This window comes from Nocardia vulneris, from assembly GCF_001613425.1.
GTDB classification, from domain to species: Bacteria; Actinomycetota; Actinomycetes; order Mycobacteriales; family Mycobacteriaceae; genus Nocardia; species Nocardia vulneris.
The window spans coordinates 115,844-138,030 of sequence record NZ_BDCI01000001.1 but is presented as its reverse complement, the minus strand read 5'-3'; the positions used below and the strand labels follow the sequence as shown (position 1 = coordinate 138,030).

The following is a 22,187-nucleotide window of genomic DNA, read 5'->3' as shown; positions in this document are numbered from 1 at the left end:
GCGCGGCTCAGCGCAGTCCGCGGAACGTGGTCCTGACCTCGTCGACGAAGACGGCGGGCTGCTCGAGGGCGGCGAAATGCCCGCCCCGGTCGAGTTCGTTCCAGTGCCGCAGATCCGCGAACTGCGGCTCGGCCAGTCGGCGCGTCGGCCGGTAGATGTCGGCAGGAAACACCGAACACCCCGTGGGCACCGTGATGCGGCTGTCGTCGCCGGTCGCGGTGGCGAAACTTTCCCAGTACAGCCGTGCCGCCGAGGCGCCGGTGGCGGGCAGCCAGTACATCAGGAGGTTGTCGAGCAGTTCGTCCTCGGTGAAGACGGTGCCGGGATCGCCGGCGCAATCGCTCCAGGCCTGGAACTTGTCGATGATCCAACCGGCCAGCGCCGCAGGCGAATCCGTCAGGCCGTAACCGATGCTCTGCGGCCGAGTCGCCTGGATGGCCGCGTAGGCCGAGCCCTGGGCGCGATGTGTGGCGAGCGCGGACACTGCGCGACGGTCCGCCTCGGTGAGGTCCTCGGCGCCCACCGGCGCACGGAACGGCACCATGTTCAGGTGGATGCCGAGCACCTCTTGCGGATGCCGTCTGGCCAGCGCCATGGTGATCCGCGCACCCCAGTCGCCGCCCTGGGCGGCGTAGTGGGCGTAACCGAGCCGGCGCATCAGCTGGTCCCAGGCGTCGGCGATCCGTTCCGCGCCCCACCCGGTCCGCTCCGGCTTACCGCTGAAACCGAACCCCGGCAGCGACGGGCACACGACATGGAACGCGTCGGATGCGTTGCCGCCGAACGCGACCGGATCGGTCAGCGGTGCGACGACCTTGTGGAATTCGGTGACCGAACCGGGCCAGCCGTGCGTGATCAGCAGCGCGATCGCGCTGGGATACGGCGACCGGGCATGCACGAAATGCACTGGTAATCCGTCGATCTCGGTGGTGAACTGCGGAAATCGATTCAGCCGCCGCTGCGCGGCGCGCCAGTCGTACTCGTCCAGCCAGTACCGGCACAGCCCGCGCAGATAGGCCGCGGGTGTGCCCTGGGACCAATCGCCGACCGTCTCGGGCTCAGGCCATCTGGTGCGGCGCAGGCGCTCCCGCGCATCCGCCACCACGGATTCCGGGATCTCGACTTCGAACGGCACGATGGCCGCGGACTGTCCGGGCATGGGCACACTGCCTTCCGGTTATGGCTCGCATTGTCCGAGGCTCAAAATACTTGATGCACTTACCCTTTGCGAGTCGAAATCAAGCGGTTGAGTCAGGAATGTCCGAATTGTCCTGAGGCCCAATCGGAGATGACACATTCTTTCCGAACAGAAGTGACAAATCAGACTTCCGACAAACCGGAAGGACTTCGAATCAAGTTGTCTACCTGCTGTTTTCATCTCCCATTCACCGTTCCGTCAGGTCACTCGGAGCGTGGACATCGCGCGGAATATCCCCCTATAGTCGGGAAAATGCGGACAGCGAGACTTCATGGAATCGCGGACCTGCGGGTGGGGAACGAACCACCGCCGGCGCCGGCTGCGGGCGAAACCCTGGTACGGGTCACCGCGGTCGGCATCTGCGGATCGGATCTGCACTGGTATGAAGACGGCGCGATCGGCGACGCGAAACTCGGGCAGCCGTTGATACCCGGCCACGAGGGCGCGGGTGAGATCGCCACCGGGCCGCGGCGCGGCGAACGGGTCGCGATCGATCCGGCGATCCCGTGCGAGACCTGCCGCGCCTGCCGGGACGGGTTTCGAAATCTGTGCTACCACGTGCGATTCGCCGGACACGGCGTGACCGACGGGATGCTGCGGGAAACCCTGCCATGGCCGTCGCATCGATTACATCCGTTGCCGGACAACGTATCCGACGCAGCGGGCGCACTGCTCGAGCCGCTGGCGGTGGCCCTGTGGGCGCTGGATCTCGGCCAGGTACCGTTCGGCGGCACCGCGGCGGTCGTGGGCTGCGGACCGGTCGGACTGCTGCTGATCCAGGTGCTGCGTGCCGCCGGGATATCCCGCGTGCTCGCGGTCGAACCGCTGGCACACCGGCGCGACGCCGCCGCGAAATGGGGCGCCGACGAAATTCTCGATCCCTACCCCGCCGCCGACCCACCCGACTTCGCCGCGCACGGCGTCGATGTCGCCTTCGAAATGGCCGGAAACGACGACGCGGTGCACATCGCCATGGCGGCCACGCGACCGGGCGGACGGGTAGTGCTGGGCGGCATCCCTGGCTCGGACAGCACGACCTTCCGTGCCTCGCTCGCCCGCGGCAAAGAGCTGACGATCGCAATGGTGCGGCGCAGCAACGAAACTCACCCGCGCGCAATCGATCTGGCGGCGCGTGGGGTCATCGCCCTCGACCCGCTCGTCTCGTCGCGGGTCCCGCTCACCGAGGCACCCGCCGCGTTCGCCGACGCGCAGCGGCGCACCGGGCTGAAAGTCATCATCACGCCGTAACGGCACGGCACCGACTCGACGAATTCGACACCGCGATCTACCCGGCCGCCGCCGCGGCCACCTTTGGCGAGGGGGATTATGTCCGCGTTCAGGACACACGAAACGGCAGCGGAACCGATCGCCATCATCGGTATGGCCTGCCGGTATCCCGGCAATTCGAGTTCCCCGCAAGCATTCTGGGACTTCCTGTCCACCGGTGCGACGGCCGTCACCGATTTCCCGGCCGATCGCGGCTGGGATCTCGACCGCCTTCGCGCCGATCCCGCCCGCGCGGGGGCCAGTGCGGTGCATCGCGGCGGCTTCCTCGATGCCGCCGCGTTCGACGCCGCCTTCTTCGGCATCTCCCCGCGCGAGGCGGCCGCGATGCATCCCGAGCAGCGGCTCCTGCTCGAAGTCGCTTGGGAGGCTTGCGAACACGCCATGCTCGACCCGCACTCGCTGCGCGATACCGATACCGGCGTGTACGCGGCGCAGCTGTCCACCGCGTACGGACCGCCGCTGCACCTGGCGCCGGAGGGCGCGGCCGGGCTGATGTTGACCGGGAACATAGCCGCCGCGATCAGTGGCCGGATCGCCTACACGCTCGGGGTCACCGGTCCCGCGATCTCGATCGATACCGCCTCGTCCGGTTCACTCGTCGCCATTCACCTTGCGGTACAGGCACTTCGCGCCCGGGAGTGTGCCCGCGCGCTGGCCGGCGGCGTCTCTGTCATGCCGACACCGGGGTTCTTCACCGAATTCACCAGGCAGCAGGGACTCGCACCGGACGGCAGGGCGAAACCGTTCGCCGCCGACGCGGACGGCACGGTCTGGTCCGAAGGGGCGGGCATGATCCTGCTGGCGCGACTGTCGGACGCGCAGGCGAACGGGCACCGGGTGCTGGCGGTGATCCGCGGCTCCGCGGTCAATTCCGACGGCGCGAGCGCCGGTCTCACCGCGCCGAGCGCCACGGCCCAGCAGCAGTTGATCACGCGGGCGCTGGCCGACGCCGGACTGTCCGCGGCCGACGTGGCTGCCGTCGAGGCGCACGGCTCCGGCACCAGAGCCGGTGACCGGGCCGAGGCCACCGCCTTGGTCGCGACCTACGGTGTCGATCGGGCACGGGACCGGCCGTTGCGGGTCGGCAGCGTGAAATCCAATATCGGCCATGCGCAAGCCGCCGCAGGCGTGGCCGGGCTGATCAAGTCCGTCCTGGCACTGCAGCACGAAAAGCTGCCCGCCCTGGTACGTTTCGGCACCCCGTCGCCGGAGGTGGACTGGGCGGCGGCCGCGGTGCTGCCACTCGCCGAGACCGCGCCGTGGCCGCGCGGAGACCGCCCGCGACGCTGCGGGGTGTCCTCCTTCGGCGTGGCCGGCACCAACGCGCACGTGATCGTCGAGGAGGCACCGGAATTCGACGCGGCCGACCCCGTCGAGGCCGCACCGGCGGACGTGCTGGCGTGGGTGATCTCGGCCCGCAGCGCGACAGCCCTGCGCGCGCAGGCAGCGCGACTGCTGGCAACCGCGGAAACCGAGCGGCCCGCGGACATCGGGTACTCGCTGGCCGTCACGCGGTCCCGCTTCGATCATCGGGCAGTGATCGTCGGTACCGACCGGGCGGAGCTGGTGTCGGGCCTCGAAGCGGTGGTACACGGCGCGCCCGCGCCGCAGGTGGTGCGCGGCACGGCGTGGTCCGCACCACGACCGGTCTTCGTCTTTCCGGGGCAGGGTGGACAGTGGCCGGGAATGGCGACCGCACTGGCGAAATCGTCACCGGAGTTCGCCGGGCACCTGGCCGATTGCGCCGCGGCGCTGCGGCCCTATCTGCCTTGGTCGCTCTCGGATGTCCTCGACGGCGTCGCGGGCGCGCCGAGCCTCGAGCGCGTCGACGTCGTACAGCCGGTGCTGTGGGCGGTGATGGTCGCCCTGGCCCGGACGTGGCAGGGCTACGGTGTGGAACCCGCTGCGGTGGTGGGACATTCGCAAGGCGAGATCGCCGCTGCCTGCGTCGCGGGTGCGCTCTCCCTCGACGACGGGGCCCGGGTGGTCGCGCGCCGCAGTCAGGTGGTGCTGGCGCTGTCCGGGACCGGCGCGATGCTCTCGCTCGGGCTCGGGGCCGAGGCAGCACGAAAGCGGATGGCACGGTGGGGAACCCGGCTCGACATCGCCGCGATCAACGGTCCGGGCGCGGTGGTGGTGTGCGGTGAACCCGCGGCGATCGCGCAATTACAAGCCGAATGCGAACGCGACGACATCCGCGCCCGCCCGATCAACGCGGACTACGCCTCGCACAGCAGCCACGTCGACCCCGTCGAGCACGAACTGCGCGAAACACTCGCGCCGGTGCGGCCGCGCACGGGAGCGGTGCCCCTGTATTCGACGGTCACCGGCGCGCCGATCCGGCACGATGCGCTCGACGCCGGGTATTGGTGGCAAAACCTGCGCAGGCCGGTTCAGTTCGAGGCCGCCACCCGTAGTCTGCTCGACGCGGGGCACCACGTGTTCATCGAGATCAGCCCGCACCCGGTCCTCGCCTTCGGCCTCGAAGGCACCATCGAGGCCGCCGGAGCCGACGCCGCGGTGCTCGCGACGCTGCGCCGCGACGACGGCGGACCGGACCGCCTGACCATGTCGCTGGCCCAAGCCGAGGCCCACGGCGTCGCCGTCGACTGGCACACGTATTTCGCGCCGGTCCAGCCGCGCCGAATCCCTTTGCCCACCTATGCGTTCCAGCGTCGGCGCTATTGGCTCGACGCACCCGGAGTTCCGGCCGCCGACGCTGCGCCGGTAGCGCTCACCGATCCGGAGCCGGCCGCGCCGGCCACCACCCCGCACGATATCCGGGCGCTGGTGGCGCGCGAAATCGCCGCGGTGCTCGGCCTGGACACCGCCGCCGAGGTGAACACCGACTTGTCGTTCAAGGCGCTCGGCTTCGAGTCCATGACCAGCGTGGAGTTGCGCAACCGGCTGAGCGTCGCGCTGGGGCGACGCCTGCCGACCACCCTCATCTACGACTACCCCGCGCCGCGTGCGCTCGCCGACCACCTCGCCGGACTCGGCGACGACCCGAGCGCCGCCCCGGATCGCGACGTCGCCCCGGCGCCCACCACCCGCGGTCCGCGCGGATTCGACGATATGGACGGCGCCGAGCTGGTGCGGCTGGCGCTCGGTAAGGAGGCACGGTGAACACATCGGTTGACGAACTCGTCGAGGCGCTGCGCGAGTCGCTGAAGGAGAACGAGCGGCTGAAAGCGCGGATCAGCGAGCCGATCGCGATCATCGGCATGGCGTGCCGCTTTCCCGGCGGCGTGCGCTCGCCGGAGGATCTCTGGGATCTGCTCGCCGCCGACGGTGACGCGATCGCGCCCTTTCCCACGGACCGCGGTTGGGACACCGACACCCTTTACCACCCCGATCCGGAGCACCCCGGCACAACCTACGTGCGCGAGGGCGGATTCCTGCGGGACGCAGCACTTTTCGACGCCGGGTTCTTCGGGATCACACCGCGCGAGGCCGCCGCGATCAATCCGCAGCAGCGGCTGCTGCTCGAATGCGCCTGGGAATCCCTCGAACGCGCCGCCATCGATCCGGCCACGTTGACCGGCAGCCGCACCGGCGTCTTCGCCGGGGTGATCTACCAGGACTACAGCGTGCCGCTACAGGCACCGCCGAACGACACCGAAGGCTATCTGCTCACCGGCGAACTCGGCAGCGTCGCGTCCGGCCGGATCGCCTACACGCTGGGTTTACAGGGCCCCGCGGTCACCATCGACACGGCGTGCTCGTCGTCGCTGGTCGCGCTGCACGCGGCCGCCGCTTCGCTGCGTCGGGGCGAATGCTCGCTCGCGCTGGCGGGCGGCGCGACGGTGATGTGCCATCCACGGGTGATCACCGAGATGTCCCGGCAGGGCGGACTGGCTCCGGACGGACGTTCGAAACCGTTCTCCGACAACGCCGACGGGGCCGGCTGGGGCGAAGGCGTCGGCATGCTGGTGCTGGAGCGACTGTCCGACGCCCGCGCCAACGGGCACGAGATACTCGCGGTGCTGCGCGGCTCGGCGATCAACTCCGACGGCGCGAGCAACGGTCTCACCGCGCCGAACGGGCCCGCCCAGCAACGGGTGATCCGCGACGCGCTGCACGCCTGCGACCTCTCGCCGGCCGAGGTGGACGCCGTCGAGGCGCACGGGACGGGCACCTCGCTCGGCGACCCGATCGAGGCAGGCGCGCTCATCGCGGCCTACGGCACGGGCCGCCCGGCGCAGCACCCGCTGTGGGTCGGCAGTGTGAAGTCGAACATCGGTCATCCGCAGGCGGCCGCCGGCGTGGCCGGGGTGATCAAGATGGTGCTGGCAATGCGGCACGAAACATTGCCCGCGCTGGTGCATTTCACGACGCCGTCGCGGCATGTGGACTGGGCGGAGGCCGGTGTGCGGCCGCTCGCCGAAGCGGTGCCGTGGCCGCGTGGCGAGCGGGTACGGCGGTGCGGGGTGTCCTCGTTCGGCATCAGTGGCACGAACGCACACGTGATCCTCGAGGAAGCTCCGGTGCCGCCACTCGACACGGTGCCGAGTGGCCCACCGGCCGAGGTGACGCCGTGGGTGGTCACCGCCCGCAGTGCCGCGGCCCTGCCCGGGCAGGCCGCGGCGCTGCTCACCGCGGCGGCGACCGAACGCCCCGAGGACATCGGATTCTCCCTGGCGCTGCACCGCTCTCGGTTCGACCACCGGGCCGTAGTGGTCGGCGCCGACCGCGACGAACTGCTGACCGGTCTCACGGCGCTGTCGCGCGACGAGGCCGCGCCGCACGTGGTGCGCGGGACCGCCTGGCCGGACCCGCGTCCGGTCTTCGTGTTCCCCGGACAGGGCGGGCAGTGGCCGGAAATGGCGGCGGCGCTGCGGAAGTCGTCGCCGGTGTTCGCGCAGAGCTTGGCCGAGTGCGCTGACGCGCTGGCCCGGTACGTCCCGTGGTCGTTGCACGATGTACTCGACAATGCCGCGGGCGCACCGAGTCTCGATCGGGTCGATGTCGTGCAGCCGGTGCTGTGGGCCGTGATGGTCGCCCTGGCCCGGGTGTGGCAAGCCCACGGCGTCGAACCCGCTGCGGTAGTAGGACATTCCCAGGGCGAGATCGCCGCCGCCTGCGTCGCGGGTGCACTGTCGCTGGACGACGGCGCGCTCATCGTGACGCGACGCAGCCGGGCGGTCTTACCGTTGTCGGGGACCGGCGCGATGCTCTCGCTCGGCCTGGGCGCGGCCGCGGCACGAGAACGCATGGCACGGTTCGGCACTCGGTTGTCCGTCGCCGCGGCGAACGGGCCCGAGTCGACGGTGGTCTGCGGCGAACCGGACGCGATCGCGGAACTCCAGGCCGAATGTGCGGCCGCGGGCGTGCACACCCGGACCATCAACGCGGACTACGCCTCGCACAGCAGTCACGTGGACCCGCTCGAACCCGAGCTGCTCGACGCGCTCGCCCGGGTGCGGCCGCGCGCCGGATCGGTGCCGATGATCTCCACGGTGACCGGCGCGCCGATCGAGCACACCGCGCTCGACGCGAACTACTGGTGGCAGAATCTGCGCAGGCCGGTCGAATTCGAGAACGCCACGCGCCGGCTGCTGACCGCCGGACATCACGTCTTCCTCGAGATCAGCCCGCACCCGGTGCTCGCCTTCGGTATCGAAAGCACCATCGAGGCGACCGGGGCCGACGCGGCCGTCGTCGCCACCCTGCGCCGCGACGACGGCGGTCTCGATCGCATGACCGCCGCCCTCGCGCAAGCGCACGCGTACGGCGTGCCCGTCGACTGGGACGCCTATTTCGCGCCGACTCGAGCGCGCCGAATCCCGCTGCCCACCTATGCTTTCCAGCGTCAGCGCTACTGGCTCACCGAAGCGCCGCGCACCGGTCCGGCCGACCTCACCGCGGCCGGGCTCGAACGGCCGGCCCACCCGTTGATCGGTGCGGGCGTGCAACTCGCCGACACCGCGGGGCACCTGTTCACCGCGAGCCTGTCCCTGGACAGCCAGCCCTGGCTGGCGGACCACACGGTCGGCGGCGCGGCGATCCTGCCGGGTACCGCGATGGTCGAACTCGCGTTGCGGGCAGGCGAACAGGTGGGCGCCGAATGGGTCGACGAGCTGGTGCTCGAGGCTCCGCTGGAGCTGCCCGGCGACGACACGGTCCAGGTCCAGCTCGCCGTCGGCGCGGTGGACGACACCGGCGGACGGCAGGTCAGCCTGTACTCCCGGCGCGGCGGCCTCGGCGCGTGGACCCGGCACGCGCACGGCACGGTGTCCCCCACGTGGGAGCCACCGGCCGACGGGTTCGCCGAGTGGCCGCCCACCGACGCCGCACCGATGGACGTGGACGCCGTCTACGACCGTGCGGCACAGGCGGGAATGGCGTACGGGCCCGCCTTCCGCGGCCTGGACCGACTGTGGCGGCGCGGCGACGAGTACTACCTCGAATCGCGCCTGCCGGACGAAATAACCTCGGACGCCGGGCAATACGGTCTGCACCCCGCCTTGACCGACGCGGTGCTACACGGCTGCCTCGCCGCCATGGCCGACCGGAACGCGCTCACGCACGCGGCGGTCCTGCCGTTCACGTGGACGGGGGTCGGCCTGTACACGCTCGGCGCGGCAGCGGTCCGAGCCCGCATCACTCCCCTCGGCGACACCGAGTTCCGCGTCGACCTCGCCGACGACGCGGGCGAGGCCGTCGGCCAGATCGCGACGCTGAGTTTCCGGCCCGCCGGTTCCCTGCTTCAAAGTGCGACCCAGGCGCTGTCCACGGTCCGCTGGACCTCGCTGGCCGCACCCGCCGATACCGGAACAAGTGACGAGCTGTGGGTGCTGGGCGACGCCCTCGGCGACCAACTCGCCGACGCCGGAATCGCATTCGGCCGCTGTGCCGATGTCACCGCCGCGGGTGAGTCGGGCCCGGTGCTGCTCGACGTCGCACCCGCCGCCACCCCCGACGGCGTGGCCCGCGCGGCGCTCGACAGCGTGCGGCAGGTGCTGTCCGATATCCGGGCGTGGCTCGCGGCCACCGGCGGCACGGCGGCACGGCTCGCGGTGATCACCCATCGTGCGGTTGCGACCACCCCCGACGAAGACGTCACCGATCTGGCGAGCGCCGCGGTCTGGGGACTGATCCGCACGGCGCAGGCCGAATACCCCGGCCGGTTCGTCCTGGTGGATCTAGATGACGAACCTGCCTCCGCGCGTGTGCTGCCCTCGGCGTTGCGCACCGCCGAGGAGCAGATCGCGATTCGCGACGGTCACCTGAGCACACCCCGGATCGGCCCGTTGCGCACCGAAGCCACCGCGCCACCCTTGGCGGATCCGGACCAGACCGTGCTGATCACCGGCGGCACCGGTGGACTCGGCGGACTGCTCGCGCGCCACCTCGTGACCGCGCATCACGTCCGGCACCTGCTCCTGGTCAGCCGGCGCGGCGAAACATCGCCCGGCGCAGCCGAACTCGTCGCGGAACTGAACGCACTCGGTGCCGCGGTCCGGGTGGCGGCATGCGATATCGCCGACTACGCGGCCACCGCCGACCTGCTGCGTTCACTGCCCGCCGATCGGCCGCTCGGGGCGGTGATCCACGCGGCCGGGGTGCTCGACGACGGTACCATCGAGACGCTCACCGACGCCCAGATCGAGCGCGTCCTGCGCGCCAAGGTGGACGGCGCGGTGAACCTGCATCTGCTCACCGAGGACCTCGGGCTGTCCGGCTTCCTGACCTACTCCTCGGTGGCGGGCGTGCTCGGCACGCCGGGGCAGGCCAATTACGCGGCGGGCAACGCCTTCCTGGACGCGCTCGTGCAGCACCGCCGCGCGCACGGACTGCCGGGTATCTCGCTGGCGTGGGGTCCGTGGGCGAGCGACGCGGGCATGACCGAGGGCCTGTCCGAGGTGGACCACGCCCGCCTGAGCCGGTGGGGGCTGCTGCCGCTGGACGCCGCGGACGGCTGCGCGCTCTTCGACGCGGCCCGCGCCGCGGATCGGCCGCTCGCCATTCCCTGCCGCATCCAGTTGACCAGATCCGGTGACGCCCAGCTCATTCCGGCGATGCTGCGCGATATGCTCCGGGCCGCGCCCCGGCCCCGCCAGGCCACGAGCGCACCCAAGGCGGATGACACCGCACGCGAACGCGAGCGGCTGCGTGACCATCTGATCGGCTTGCCCGCGGCACAACGCCGAGAAGAGCTGGTCCGGATCGTCACCCGGCACGCCGCCGAGGTCGCGAACCTGGCCTCGGCCGACGAGGTCGCCGCCGATCTGCCGCTGATGTCGCTGGGTTTCGATTCGCTCGCCTCGCTCGAATTGCGAAATCGACTGGTGCATCAGCTCGGGCTGACCGGGCACCTGTCCGCGAACGCCGTCTTCCAGACGCCGACGCCGACCGGGCTCGCCGCGCGGATCGCCACGATCCTGACCGGTGACGACGAGTCCATCGCGGTCGAACCACCGGCACCGGACCAGGTACGGCTGCCCGCCGATATCGTGCCCGCAGCAACCTCCGGCCCGCTCGCCCTGGCTGCCGCCGCACACCTCTTCGTCACGGGCGCAAGCGGATTCGTCGGCAGCTTCCTGGTCCGTGAACTGCTCGACCGGACCTCGGCGACCGTGCACTGCCTCGTCGAGTCGCCGAACGCGGCGCAGGGCCTGGCCCAGCTGCGGGACACGATGCGCGGGTACCGGCTGTGGGACGACGCGCCGGCCGCACGCCTGATCGCGGTGCCCGGCAAGCTCACCGATGCCCATCTCGGCTTGACCGAGGCGGAGTTCGACACGCTGGCCCGCACCGTGGACGGCGTCTTCCATTGCGCCACAGTCGTGGACGAATCCGAGCCGACGGAAGGGGTGGCGGCCGTCCTGCGCCTGGCCGCCCGCCACCGGACGGTCCCGGTGCATCAGCTGTCCACGTTCGCCGTCTTCGGACCGCAGGACACCGAGGGGGCCGCACTGACCGAGGACGCACCTACCGGCCCGTCGGACGCACTGAAGGGCGAGCACGCACAGTCCGGATGGATCGCGGAGGAAATGGTCTCGCGCGCACGCGAACGCGGGCTACCTGTCTCGATCTACCGGTTGCCCAGAGTGTTCGGTCACCAGCAGACCGGAGCGTGCTCGCCGACGGACCTGCTCTGGCGTGTCGTACAGGGTTGCGTCCAAGCGGGCGTCGCGCCCGCGACCGAACTCACGGGCGACATCATCCCGGTCGACTACGCGGCGAAAGCCGTTGCCGCCCTGGCCTGCGACGGCAGAGCAGCCGGTGCGATCTTCCACCTGTCCAATCCGGAACCGGTGCCGTTCGCATCGATCATCGCCGCTCTCGTCGCCCGCGGATATCCGCTGGCCGAACTCCCCGCCGGACTGTGGGCGGACATGATCGGCAGCGATCCCGACAATGCCGCCCATCCGGTGCTGCAAGCCTTCTCGGAGATCGCCTTCGAGCAGCCCGGCCCCGGCCGGTCGTCGTTCGAGTCCACCGCGACCCGGGCGGCGCTCACAGCGGTCGGCGTATCCGATCCACCCGCGAGCGCCGCGACACTTGCCGCGACCATCGACTATTTCATCGAGACGGGCCACCTGCCCGCCGCACAGGAGGCCTCGACACGATGAGTGGTGAATATCATCTCGCGCAGGCGAACATCCTTTACGCCGTCGACTCGCTGAAGTCCGAGACGCTCGCCGACTTCCACGAGCTCGCGTTGAAGATCGACGCGATGGCCCGCGCGGCACCGGGTTTCGTCTTCCGGCTCGAGTCGCTGTTCGATCTCCCCGAAGACCCCTACATGCTGAACATTTCGGTATGGGAGGACATGGCGACGTTGCGGGAGTTCACCTATCGGGGCGAGCACGCCGGTTCCCTGCGCATCCGCCGGAAGTGGTTCAAGCCGCCGCGCGGTGCTCCGTCGGTGCTGTGGTGGCTGCCCGTCGGCAGCCTGCCCGATGTCGGCGAAAGCATGGCCAGGCTGGACCTGCTGAACGCGAAAGGTCCGACGCAGGAGGCATTTACGTTCCGTCGCGCGTTCCCGCCACCCGTATCCGGAAAGGACTGATCGGTGCATCCTGACGACCCGCCGCCGTCACCGGCAGCAGCGCTGCAAGCCGTCCGCGAGTTCGCGCGGACCACGTTGCTCGGCCACGACGCCGAATTCGATTCCGGCGCGGAACCGCCCCTCGCACTGTACGAACCTCTGCACAAGAGGGGACTGCTGAACTGGTGGCTGCCCACCGAATACGGTGGCGCCGGCCTCGGCCTCGCCGACAGCATCGACCTCGTCTCCGAGCTCGCCTACGCCGACGCGGGCTCGGCCTTCACCCTGCTGATCTCCATCCTCAGCAGCTCGATGGTTTCGCTCTACGGCGCACCGGAACTCAAAGAGCGGTTCCTCACGGCGATGACCCGCGAGGGCGGGTACTCGGCCGCGCTGGGCAGCGAGCAGGCGGCGGGCAGCGAGCTGATCAATCTCGCCACCACGCTCACCCGGCGCGGCGACGACGTGGTGCTCAACGGCGAGAAGATGTTCTCCACCAATTCCGGCTTCGCCGATTACCTCGTCGTGTTCGCCAGGTCCGTCGGAGACAAGAAGGGCGCCGCCTATCACGCGGTGCTCGTGCCTCGGGACACGCCGGGTGCGCAGGTGGTCAAACGCTGGGACATGATCGGTCTCCGGTCGGCGGGCACCTATCAGGTGTCGTTCACCGACTGCGTCGTGCCGAGCGGCAACGTGCTGCACGGGCCGGGACTCAAGATCATCGAGGTCGGCCTGAACTCGAGCCGGATCCTGATCGGGACCATCGCGCTCGGCGTGGCCAGGCGGATCCGCGATATCTGCCTGGATTACGCGATGACCAAACCGCTGGGCGGGCGCACCCTCATCGAGAATGCGGTGTTCGCAAGCAAACTCGGGCAGATGGAAATGCAGATCGACGTCATGCGCAATCAATGCCTGGCCGCGGCAACCGAATACGACACCATCATGGCGACCGAGGACCCCGCCGCGGAATTCCTCCAGCGTGGTGCGCTGCGGTCGGCCCTGACCACCAAGATGTTCTGCGGCCAGACCGGCTGGCAGGTGGCCACGGTCGGCTCGGAGATGTTCGGCGGCCTCGGCTATACCACCGAACTGCCCATCGCCAAGTACCTGCGCGATATCCGGGCGGTGACCATCGTCGAAGCCGGCGACGACGTGCTTCGTGAACTCGTATTCCGGCGGTTCGTGCTGCCGGCCAATCGCAGGATCTGAGGTAACCGAGCATGAGTCAGCGCACACTGAAGCAGCCGTCGCCCTGGCTGCAGCATGTCGTGTCCGATGCCCGGCCGGGCACCGCCTGCCTGGTGTGCGTGCCGCCCGCCGGGGGCGCCGCCGGCGCGTATTGGACTTGGACACAATGGCTGCCACCGCAGATCGATCTGCTGCTGGTACAGCCGCCGGGGCGGGAAGACCGCTACGCGGACCCGCCCGAGTGGACCCTCGACGAGGTTCGCGAGCAGTTCACGCACGCGCTCGCCGCGCTGCCCGAGGTGCCGTATCACGTGCTCGGCCACAGCATGGGCAGCCTGATCGGCACGCACATCGCGACCTGGCTGGCCCCGCACCGCGAGGTGCGCCGGCTGATCGTCAGTTCGTACCGGCCGGACCCCAGCGAGAGTCGCTTCTCCCGGGTGTTCCCGAGCGGCCGGATCGACGACCTCGACCTCGCTCAGCTGGCCGCGCTCAGCGGTCTGGAAGTGGCCGATTGGCACGCACTCCCCGCAGAGTTCCGGGAGGGCCTGACCCGGCGCTGGTATGCGGATCTGGCATTGTCCGCGGAACTGCCCGTCCCCACCGAACCGGTGCTCGACTGCCCGATCACCGCGTGGCTCGGCGACCACGACCTCATGTCCGCGGGCGCGCTCACGGCCTGGTCGAAACTCACCACCCGCACCTGCACGGTCGAAACCTGGCCCGGCGGCCACGATTACCTCTTCGCCCGCCCCACCCCGGTCCGCGAGCGCCTGCTCGAACTCATGGAAACCGATCGGCCGCCGGCCTGATCGGCACAACCATGCGGGGTGGGACACGAGCGCCCACATGGGTCCGAATGCGCGACAGTGCGGGGCCGGTCCGCGGCAGTGCAGCGAAGACGTCACCGGCCGAACGGCGCGAGTCCGCAGAACGCGTTGCGGGTCAGGGTAGTTCGGCGCGGCGGAGGGCGGTGGCGCGGAAGCCGAGGACCGCGCCGAGGGCGACCACGGCGGCGCTGACGACGAATACCGGACGGGTGCCCCACGCCGCGATGGCCGCGCCGACCACCGGATAGATGAGGGGTGCGAGGCCGAGGGTGACCAGGCTGACCGCTGCGGTCACCCGGCCGAGATAGGCTGGGACGGTAGTTGTTTGGATGAGTGCCGCGCACAATGCGCCGCTGAGTCCCGCGGTGAGTCCGATGGCGATGCCGAGCCCCGCCGCCACCGGCAGGGCCGGTGCGTAGGCCAGCGCGCCGATCGCGACCGCGCCGAGCGCCAGGCACACCGGCTGCACCAGTCCGGCCCGCGGTACCCGGCCGCCGACGGCGAGCACCAGCGACGCGATGGCTGCGCCCACACCGAAGCCGCCGATGATCCAGCCGAGCCCCGTTGCCCCCCAACCCCGTTCATCGGCGAGCAGGGTGACGCCGATATTCAGCGGACCGGTGAAACCCAACTCACCCACAGCGACGACGACAACCAGCGGTGCCAGCACCGGGTCGCGGCGGATGTAGCGCACACCTTCGACCAGATCCGCCCACGCGGTGCCGTGCTGTCCGACCGCACCGTTATCGGGCAGCGGCGCGATCCGGACGGCGATCAGCAGCGGCACCGACACCGCGAACAACAGTGCGGCAGTGCCGAAAGCGAGCGACGGACCGCCGGTCGCCAGCGCCAGTCCACCGAGCGGAGAGCCGCCGATCAGCGCGGCGCGCGACGCCAGCCCGCGCAGGCCCTGCACCCGCGCCAGCTGGTCCGGCTTAGTGATGCGCGGCGGCAGCGCGCCGACCGCGGGCAGGAACAGCGCATCGATCACGCCGAACACCAGCGCGATCAAGGCGAGCAACCAGACTCCGGGTGTCGTCATTGCGAGCACGCCCGCTGCGCCCAGGATCACCAGGCAGCGCGTCAGGTCGCTGCCGATCAACACCTTTCGCGGCCCGAACCGGTCGGCGAGCACTCCCCCGCCGAGCATCAGCAGCACCCTGGGCACCGCCGCCACCGCCAGGATCAACCCGGCCTGCGTCGGCGTGCCGACCTGAATCGCCGCCCAGGACAGTGCGAGAAAATACACACTGTCCCCCAGCAGCGAACAGACGAACGCGCCGAGCCAGCGCAACACATTCGCATCGCGATACGCCGGCGGCACCTGCGCTTCCGCCCGAACGGCTCCGGTACTCACGGCCGGGACGGAAACCCGTACAGCTGCACCGCGACGTGCTCGCGGCCTTCGATCTCGCCCGCCGCGACCGCCGCCTCGCCGCGCTCCCGCCAGCGGCGGACCACGGTGGTGAGCTCCGCCTCCAGCTCGGCCAGTTCGGCCGAGGTCAGCCGCGGCGTGTACTCGGCGCTGAACGCCGCGTCGGTCCAGACCTTCGGCCATGCCGACTGCTGATCGAGGTAGGCGCGGTACCGTTCGCTGCGGTCGGCCAGCAGCTGCCGGGTGACCTGCCCGACGACCATCGCGCCCTCGGGATCCGCGAGAAAGTCCGAGCTACGGAAACTCCAGCCCTTGTCCGACACCGTTTTCCACCAGCGCTCGCGGCCGTCGGTCCCCAATTCCGGTGCCGCTACGACGAATCCGTGCGCCGCGAGCTTCCGCAGGTGGTAACTGACGAGCGAGACCGCCTCGTCCACCTGCTCGGCCAGCTGCGACGCGGTCGCGGACCCGGCGGTGTGCAGCGCGCGATACAGCGCGATCCGCAACGGATGCGTGAAGACCTTCAGCGCATCGAGATCGGTGATGGTCGGCGGCACGGCGTCGGGCATGCCACCCAGGCTAGATACGAAAGGAAATTTGCGCAATTATTCTTTCGTATCTCTGTCCCCCGGTCAGTCGTCGATCGTTGCGAGAAGCCGGGTTCCATGCGCCGTGACGCACCGGAAATCATCGGTGGTGTGTCACCGCACCGCCCAGGTCGGGCGCCAGGCGTCCGCGGGGGCCGGGGGCAGAGTGCCGACGTGGTCGATGACGCCGCGCAGTCCCGGATGCGGATTCGCGGCGGCGAAGATGAGCGACAGCGGGTAGGCGAGGGCCGGATTCGCGAGCGGGATGCGGCGCAGGTCGTAGTGCGCGGGCCAGAGGTAGCGGTCCCGCGCGCCGACGAGGGTCGCCACGTCCGCCGAATCCGCCAGAATGTCGAGCAGTACCTCGTTGCCGAAATTCGGCCCCGCGGCATCGATGCGCAGATCGAAGTGCGTGGCGAGCTGATCGTAGAAGTCCGCCCATTCGCTGCGCGCCGCGATGCCCGGCACCCAGATCCGGTGCTTGCGCAACTGGGCCGGGGTCAGCGTGCGTGCGGCGCCCAGCGGATGCCGCGGTCCCGCAAGCAGTTCCAGCGGCGAATCGAAGGCGTGGATCATCCGCACGTCGTCCGGCAGCGTCGCGGGATCGGTGACCGAACGGAACGCGGCATCGATCTCGCCCGCCCGCACGGCGGCCACCGCGACGCGCGGGTCGTCCACCTTGAGCGTCACCACGTCCAAGGCGATCTCGGGATGTGCGCGCCAATAGTCGTGCAGGACAACGGCTTGTGCCGAGCGCAGACCGAGCACGTCGATCCGCAGTGCGCGCGACCCCGGCTCGATCGCGGCCACCGCCCGGTCCACGCTCGTGACGATGGTGCGCGCGTGCGGGAGGAAGGCCTGACCGTCGAGGGTCAGCTCGACGCCGCGCGCGGTCCGGGTGAACAACCGGACGTCGAGTGCACGCTCCAGCGCGGCGATGCGCTTGGACACGGCCTGCTGCGTCACGCCGAGTTCCTCGGCCGCCTGCTGCAGTTGGCCCAGTTCGGCCGCGCGGACGAACGATCGGACCGCCTCGGTATCCATGGACCCACCCTAAGTGCACACAACTGTCGGTTGTGGCTCGCCGAAGCGCCGGTTGTTTGATCTGCCGCCGCCCCGGCTGCTGTGATCCCAGACCCGAGGGCCGGTTGTCGAGGGAGTGAGATGCACACACGGTTGGGACGCGATTTCGGTTGGCTGTGGTCGGCCTACGCGGTCAGCACCTACGGCACCTGGCTGGCGTTCGGCGCTTTTCCGCTGCTCGCGGTGCGGGTGCTGGACTCCTCGGCGTTCGCGGTTGCACTGCTGGAGGCGGCCGGGCTCGCCGTCGCGGCGATCGTCGCGTTCGGGCTCGGGCCCTGGGTCGAGCACCGGAACAAGCGGCCGGTGCTGATCGCGATGGACCTGGTCCGGTTCGGCGCGCTGGCCAGTGTGCCGGTCGCGTATGTCCTCGGCGCGCTGACCTATGGACAACTGCTGGTCGTATCGGTGGTCTCCGGCACCGCGGGCCTCGCCTTCGCCGCCGCCTCGGGGGCGTATCTGAAGCACCTGATGCGCAGCGAGGAATTACTCGTTGCCAGTGGCAGATTCGAAGGGACGAGCTGGGTGGCGACCGCGGTCGGGCCGCCGCTGGGTGGTGCGCTGATCGGCCTGTTCGGCCCGGTCGTCACGATCACCGCCGACGCCGTCAGTTTTCTGCTGTCCGCGGGCGCCGTGCGCCGGATCCGCGGCGACGATATCGCCACGCCGCGCGCCGAGCCCGCCGCGCCACCCGGAACCGGTCTGCTCGCCGGCTGGCGCTACATCCGACAGGACCGAGTCCTCGTACGCCTGTTCCTCAACTCGATCCTGGTCAGCGGCTTGATCATGGCGGGCGTGCCACTGCTGTCGGTCCTGTTGCTCGGCGAATACCGTTTCCCGGCTTGGCAATACGGTCTCGCCTTCGGGATTCCGGCGCTCGGCGGTTTCCTCGGCGCGCGCCTTTCGGCCCGCCTCGTGCTCCGCTACGGCGGGCACCGGGTGATGCTCGTCTCCGGCTGGTTGCGGTCGGTCTTTCCGCTCGGCCTGACCTTCGTCCAGCCGGGAATTCCCGGACTGCTCACCGTGATCGGCGTCGAGGCCCTCCTGATCGCGTGCATGGGTGTCTTCAATCCGGTCTACGCCACCGCCCGCCTGCGGCGCACCTCCCGGGACCACGCGGCCCGGGTGCTCAGCACCTGGAATGCCTGCGCGAAATTGCTGCAGGCAACCCTGATGGTGCTCTGGGGCGTGCTCGCCACCTGCACCGGCCCGCACACCGCGATCACGATCTCCGGTGTGCTGCTGCTCGCCACCCCCTTGCTGCTGCCTTGCGCCGCCGACTACCGGAGCAAGGCGCCGAGCGCGAGGAACCCACAGATCAGCACGCCCAAGAGCCCGAGCAGCGGGGCCACGAACCGCACATAGCGGTCGTAGCGCACCTTCGCCAGGGCGAGACCACCGGTCACCACCGCTGTCGTCGGGGTGACCAGATTGGCCCAGCCCGACGCCGACTGCCACGCCGTGACCACAAGGGAGCGTGGCACATTCGCGAAATCGGCGAGCGGCGCCATGATCGGCATGACCAGCGTGGCATGACCGGAGCTGGAGGGAATCAGGAAGCCCAGCGGGACATTCACCAGAAACACCGTGACCGCGAACGCCATCGATGAGGTGCCGGTTACCAGACCTTCCAGGGAATGCAATGCGGTGCTGGTGATTTCGGTGTTGTTCATGATGACGGTCACGCCGCGCGCCAGCACGATCACCAGCCCCGCGCCGACGAAATCGGCGAAACCCTTGCCGATGGCCTCGGACACCCTGTTCTCCCCCAGCCCGCCGACCAGTCCCACCACCACCGCGCCCAGCAGGAACAGCGCGGTGAGTTCCGGGAAGTACCAACCCAATTGCCAGCGGTAGCGCTCGGCGCCGGGCCCGTCGATCACCTCGGCCCACGGGATGATCGCGAAGATCATGAACGCGAAAGTCGCTGCCACCACCCAGAGCACCGCCTGCTGACGCCGGGTCATCGGGTCGGGGCGATGATCGTCGGCCGATATCTCGCGATCGCCGGGTTGCCAACCGGACCAGGACTTCGCCGGATCACGTTTCACCCGCTCCGCGTACCGGAGCACGTAGCCGACGGTGACGGCGGTGAGCACCACCAGCATCGCGAGCCGGAGCCCGATCCCCTCCCCGAGGGGCACGCCGGCCGCCGCGGACGCCGTACCGGTGGCGAACGGATTCACCGTCGAACACAGCATGCCGACGCCGGCCCCGCCGATGATCGCGCCCACCGCCGTCATCCGGTCGTAGCCGAGCGCCAGCAGCAACGGCACCAGCAGTGCGTAGCAGCCGAGCGTTTCCTCCGCGAAGCCCTCGACCGTGCCCGCGATCGCGAAGACGAGCATGACACCGGCGATCAGCAGCGCGGACCGGTCACGCAACCGATGGGCCAGTCGCCCGATCCCGCTGTCGAGGGCGCCGGTCGCGAAGGCGACCGTGATGAACGCACCGACCGCCAGCACGAACAGGAAGACCGCCGCCGCACCGTAGAGGTGACCGGTCAGGTCCGGACCGACCTGGCCCGACCTGTCGTCCTGCACCCCGTATAGACCGTTGACCGGCGCGAGGAACAGATCCCGCAACCGCTCGCCGAACCCTTTGGCATCGACGACGCGGTGATAGGTCCCCGCGATCGGACGCCCGCGCGCATCGGTGTCGTAGGCCCCCGGCGGAATCACGAACGCCGCGAGCCACACCAGCACCGCGACACCGGCGAGGATCGTGTAGGTCGAGGGAAAGAACCAGGTCTTCTGTGCCCGGTCGGCACGCACCGCTGGGTCCATGGCCGACATGGAACCACCCGCCACGCCTGCGCCGAGGAAGCCGCGCCGCAAGCGTCGCTCGGGCGGGCCGACCCGCGACTGATAGTGTGAGCACGTGCTCATCGAGGTCGACAGACGCTAGCCGCCCGGTCGAAGGCGGCGCCCTGATACACGTGCTCGTTTCGAGTACGGCCGCGCCCTTCGCCGGCAGCCACAGGAATCTGTTCTCACCTCGCTGCCGCTCGTTCGCGAGCAGGAAGAGCCACTGACGCATGTCCATCACCTCGACAATCGCCCTGCACCAACTGACCTTCGAATGGCCGGACGGCTCCGTCGCCCTGGCGGGCGTCGACGGCGCCTTCACCACCGGTCGCACCGGTGTGGTCGGCCGTAACGGCGCAGGCAAGTCGACCCTGCTGCGCCTGATCGCCGGACAACTCACCCCGACGTCCGGACGCATCGAAACCACCGGCGACGTCGGGTACCTACCGCAGACCCTCACCCTCGGACGCGACGCCACCATCGCCCAACTGCTCGGCATCGCGGACAAGCTGGCCGCACTGCGCGCCATCGAGTCGGGCGACAGCGACGCCGCGCATTTCGAGATCATCGGCGACGATTGGGACATCGAGGCCCGGGCTGACGAGGCACTACACGAAATAGGTTTCGGCGCAGCCGATCTCGATCGCACCGTCGGCGCGATCTCCGGCGGCCAGGCGGTCCTCGTCGCGATCACCGGCCTGCGCGTCCAGCGCAAGCCGATCACGCTGCTCGACGAGCCGACCAACAACCTCGATCGCGAAACCCGCGCCCAGCTCACCGCGTTCGTCGACACGTGGCCGGGCACGCTCGTGGTGGTCAGTCACGATCTCGAACTGCTCGAGCACATGGACGCCACCGCCGAATTGCACGGCGCGACACTGGAAGTGTTCGGCGGCCCCTACAGCGCGTGGCGCGCACACGTCGAGCAACAGCAGGCGGCCGCGACCCAGGCGGCCCGGACCGCCGAGCAGGCGCTGAAAGTCGAGAAACGCCAACGCATCGAGGCCGAGACCAAATTGGCCCGGCGCGAACGCACCGGCCGCGCGACGCAGCAGCACGGCGGTATCCCGCGCATCCTGGCGGGCAATCGCGCCAGCAAGGCGCAGGCCTCCGCCGGTGCCATGCGCACCACCCTGGACGCCAAAGTGCGTGCGGCCCAAGAGGTGCTGGACGCCGCGGCGGCGCGGGTCCGCTCCGACGAACACATCCACTTGGACCTGCCCGATCCCGACGTGCCCCGCAGCAGGCGCATCGCGGAGCTGCGCGACGGCGATCGCGGCGTCACGATCCAGGGGCCGGAGCGGGTCGCCGTGATCGGCCCCAACGGTGCGGGCAAATCCACGCTCATCGAGGATCTCGTGCACGGTCGCCGACCGGAGCGCGGCACCCTGTACACCGATCGCGTCGGATATCTCCCGCAACGCCTCGACGGCTTGGCCGAGCAGGCCAGCGCGGTCGAGAACGTGCACGCGGTGGCCGTCACCACCCCGCCGGGCACCATTCGCAATCAGCTGGCCCGGCTGCTGCTGCGCGGTGCCGCGGCCGAACGCCCGGTGTCGAGCCTGTCCGGCGGTGAACGGTTCCGAGTCTCGTTGGCGCGCTTGCTGCTCGCCGACCCGCCGGTCCAGTTGCTGATCCTCGACGAGCCGACCAACAACCTCGACATCGCCTCCGTCGACCAGCTCGTCGAGGCCCTGGCCGACTATCGCGGCGCGCTCTTGGTGGTCAGCCACGACTATCCGTTCCTGCGGCGGATCGGCATCGACACCGTCGTCGCACTCGACGCGGACGGCCGTTTCCAGCCGCACGCCGCGCTGTAACGTTCGGTGACCGGC

Annotated in this window: 13 protein-coding genes; 8 read left to right on the top strand and 5 right to left on the bottom strand. The window is 70.0% G+C overall.

Annotated features, from left to right (window positions below; all coding sequences use genetic code 11):
• Positions 1–7: 7 nt before the first annotated feature.
• Positions 8–1,138 (bottom strand): epoxide hydrolase family protein, encoded by a 1,131-nt coding sequence (locus NVU01S_RS00530; protein WP_209444897.1) that lies wholly within the window; start codon positions 1,136–1,138, stop codon positions 8–10.
• A gap of 351 nt (positions 1,139–1,489) precedes the next feature.
• Here NVU01S_RS00530 and NVU01S_RS00525 point away from each other — a divergent pair, with 351 nt between their 5' ends.
• From NVU01S_RS00525 to NVU01S_RS00500, 6 genes are all read left to right on the top strand, one after another.
• On the top strand, positions 1,490–2,446 hold the full coding sequence (locus NVU01S_RS00525) for a zinc-dependent alcohol dehydrogenase (RefSeq protein ID WP_209444896.1): 957 nt from the start codon (positions 1,490–1,492) through the stop codon (positions 2,444–2,446).
• A 78-nt stretch (positions 2,447–2,524) separates the two neighbouring features.
• Complete coding sequence (locus NVU01S_RS00520; RefSeq protein WP_043681374.1) at positions 2,525–5,611, top strand: type I polyketide synthase; 3,087 nt, start codon at positions 2,525–2,527, stop codon at positions 5,609–5,611.
• The gene (locus NVU01S_RS00515; RefSeq protein WP_052281360.1) at positions 5,608–12,063 is read left to right on the top strand and encodes a type I polyketide synthase; all 6,456 of its coding nucleotides are present in this window, start codon (positions 5,608–5,610) and stop codon (positions 12,061–12,063) included. The genes NVU01S_RS00520 and NVU01S_RS00515 overlap by 4 nt, the downstream gene beginning before the upstream one ends.
• Positions 12,060–12,503 (top strand): DUF3291 domain-containing protein, encoded by a 444-nt coding sequence (locus NVU01S_RS00510; RefSeq protein WP_042258236.1) that lies wholly within the window; start codon positions 12,060–12,062, stop codon positions 12,501–12,503. Before NVU01S_RS00515 ends, NVU01S_RS00510 begins: the two co-directional genes overlap by 4 nt.
• A 3-nt stretch (positions 12,504–12,506) precedes the next feature.
• Positions 12,507–13,694: an acyl-CoA dehydrogenase family protein gene (locus NVU01S_RS00505; protein WP_052281359.1), complete on the top strand. Its 1,188-nt coding sequence runs from the start codon at positions 12,507–12,509 to the stop codon at positions 13,692–13,694.
• An 11-nt stretch (positions 13,695–13,705) separates the two neighbouring features.
• A complete protein-coding gene (locus NVU01S_RS00500) occupies positions 13,706–14,485 on the top strand; it encodes a thioesterase II family protein (protein WP_052281358.1) in 780 nt (259 codons plus the stop codon).
• Positions 14,486–14,618: 133 nt separating this feature from the next.
• Here NVU01S_RS00500 and NVU01S_RS00495 read toward each other — a convergent pair whose 3' ends face one another.
• From NVU01S_RS00495 to NVU01S_RS00485, 3 genes are all read right to left on the bottom strand, one after another.
• Positions 14,619–15,860 carry an MFS transporter gene (locus NVU01S_RS00495; protein WP_043681371.1) on the bottom strand — a complete coding sequence of 414 codons (1,242 nt, stop codon included), beginning with the start codon at positions 15,858–15,860 and terminating at the stop codon, positions 14,619–14,621.
• Positions 15,857–16,447, bottom strand: a complete 591-nt coding sequence (locus NVU01S_RS00490) for an ArsR/SmtB family transcription factor (protein WP_043681368.1) — start codon at positions 16,445–16,447, stop codon at positions 15,857–15,859. Before NVU01S_RS00490 ends, NVU01S_RS00495 begins: the two co-directional genes overlap by 4 nt.
• 132 nt (positions 16,448–16,579) lie before the next feature.
• Positions 16,580–17,509, bottom strand: coding sequence for a LysR family transcriptional regulator (locus NVU01S_RS00485; protein WP_043681364.1), 930 nt, complete (start codon positions 17,507–17,509; stop codon positions 16,580–16,582).
• A gap of 120 nt (positions 17,510–17,629) precedes the next feature.
• Between NVU01S_RS00485 and NVU01S_RS00480 the strand changes: the two genes are divergently transcribed.
• Positions 17,630–18,910, top strand: a complete 1,281-nt coding sequence (locus NVU01S_RS00480; RefSeq protein ID WP_043681361.1) for an MFS transporter — start codon at positions 17,630–17,632, stop codon at positions 18,908–18,910.
• On the opposite strand, the gene NVU01S_RS00475 is transcribed toward NVU01S_RS00480, so the two are convergent.
• The gene (locus NVU01S_RS00475) at positions 18,826–20,433 is read right to left on the bottom strand and encodes a YfcC family protein (RefSeq protein WP_244467528.1); all 1,608 of its coding nucleotides are present in this window, start codon (positions 20,431–20,433) and stop codon (positions 18,826–18,828) included. The genes NVU01S_RS00480 and NVU01S_RS00475 overlap by 85 nt on opposite strands.
• A 149-nt stretch (positions 20,434–20,582) precedes the next feature.
• Here NVU01S_RS00475 and NVU01S_RS00470 point away from each other — a divergent pair, with 149 nt between their 5' ends.
• A complete protein-coding gene (locus tag NVU01S_RS00470) occupies positions 20,583–22,172 on the top strand; it encodes an ABC-F family ATP-binding cassette domain-containing protein (protein ID WP_043681356.1) in 1,590 nt (529 codons plus the stop codon).
• Positions 22,173–22,187: the final 15 nt, after the last annotated feature.

What these genes read in the sequence shown, in the direction of transcription:
- NVU01S_RS00475 (WP_244467528.1), bottom strand. Translation starts at nt 20,433, where the DNA reads ATGAGCACGTGCTCACACTATCAGTCGCGGGTCGGCCCGCCCGAGCGA.
- NVU01S_RS00480 (WP_043681361.1), top strand. Translation starts at nt 17,630, where the DNA reads ATGCACACACGGTTGGGACGCGATTTCGGTTGGCTGTGGTCGGCCTAC.
- NVU01S_RS00485 (WP_043681364.1), bottom strand. Translation starts at nt 17,509, where the DNA reads ATGGATACCGAGGCGGTCCGATCGTTCGTCCGCGCGGCCGAACTGGGC.
- NVU01S_RS00470 (WP_043681356.1), top strand. Translation starts at nt 20,583, where the DNA reads ATGTCCATCACCTCGACAATCGCCCTGCACCAACTGACCTTCGAATGG.
- NVU01S_RS00520 (WP_043681374.1), top strand. Translation starts at nt 2,525, where the DNA reads ATGTCCGCGTTCAGGACACACGAAACGGCAGCGGAACCGATCGCCATC.
- NVU01S_RS00490 (WP_043681368.1), bottom strand. Translation starts at nt 16,447, where the DNA reads ATGCCCGACGCCGTGCCGCCGACCATCACCGATCTCGATGCGCTGAAG.
- NVU01S_RS00500 (WP_052281358.1), top strand. Translation starts at nt 13,706, where the DNA reads ATGAGTCAGCGCACACTGAAGCAGCCGTCGCCCTGGCTGCAGCATGTC.
- NVU01S_RS00510 (WP_042258236.1), top strand. Translation starts at nt 12,060, where the DNA reads ATGAGTGGTGAATATCATCTCGCGCAGGCGAACATCCTTTACGCCGTC.